We start from the raw sequence: 957 nt of genomic DNA on the forward strand, positions 1-957 counted from the left end.
TGTTGTGCAGCCAGCTCCTGACAGTTCAATATCAGAAGTGATCTGCACCAATCTCGACTATGCTCAATACTCGTGTGGGCTCTGTTGCAAAAATCGTGAAGCTTGAGCATGCTTGGCGGAGATTGGACGGACGGAACGATGACGGATTTCAAGTGGCGCCATTTCCAGGGTGATGTGATCCTGTGGGCGGTGCGCTGGTATTGTCGCTATCCGATCAGCTATCGCGACCTTGAGGAAATGCTGGCGGAACGCGGCATTTCGGTCGACCATACGACGATCTATCGCTGGGTCCAGTGCTACGCCCCGGAGATGGAGAAGCGGCTGCGCTGGTTCTGGCGGCGTGGCTTTGATCCGAGCTGGCGCCTGGATGAAACCTACGTCAAGGTGCGGGGCAAGTGGACCTACCTGTACCGGGCAGTCGACAAGCGGGGCGACACGATCGATTTCTACCTGTCGCCGACCCGCAGCGCCAAGGCAGCGAAGCGGTTCCTGGGCAAGGCCCTGCGAGGCCTGAAGCACTGGGAAAAGCCTGCCACGCTCAATACCGACAAAGCGCCGAGCTATGGTGCAGCGATCACCGAATTGAAGCGCGAAGGAAAGCTGGACCGGGAGACGGCCCACCGGCAGGTGAAGTATCTCAATAACGTGATCGAGGCCGATCACGGAAAGCTCAAGATACTGATCAAGCCGGTGCGCGGTTTCAAATCGATCCCCACGGCCTATGCCACGATCAAGGGATTCGAAGTCATGCGAGCCCTGCGCAAAGGACAGGCTCGCCCCTGGTGCCTGCAGCCCGGCATCAGGGGCGAGGTGCGCCTTGTGGAGAGAGCTTTTGGCATTGGGCCCTCGGCGCTGACGGAGGCCATGGGCATGCTCAACCACCATTTCGCAGCAGCCGCCTGATCGGCGCAGAGCGACAGCCTACCTCTGACTGCCGCCAATCTTTGCAACAGAGCC

At 59.5% G+C, this 957-nt stretch carries 1 protein-coding gene; it reads left to right on the top strand.

What is annotated here, in order from left to right:
• Nucleotides 1–138 precede the first annotated feature (138 nt).
• The gene (locus tag QMN38_RS26655; protein WP_001389365.1) at nt 139–903 is read left to right on the top strand and encodes an IS6-like element IS6100 family transposase; all 765 of its coding nucleotides are present in this window, start codon (nt 139–141) and stop codon (nt 901–903) included.
• The last annotated feature ends 54 nt before the right edge of the window (nt 904–957 follow it).

Source organism: Citrobacter sp. R-1.5.2 (assembly GCF_035064245.1).
Lineage (GTDB): Bacteria > Pseudomonadota > Gammaproteobacteria > Enterobacterales > Enterobacteriaceae > Citrobacter.

What these genes read in the sequence shown, in the direction of transcription:
- QMN38_RS26655 (WP_001389365.1), top strand. Translation starts at nt 139, where the DNA reads ATGACGGATTTCAAGTGGCGCCATTTCCAGGGTGATGTGATCCTGTGG.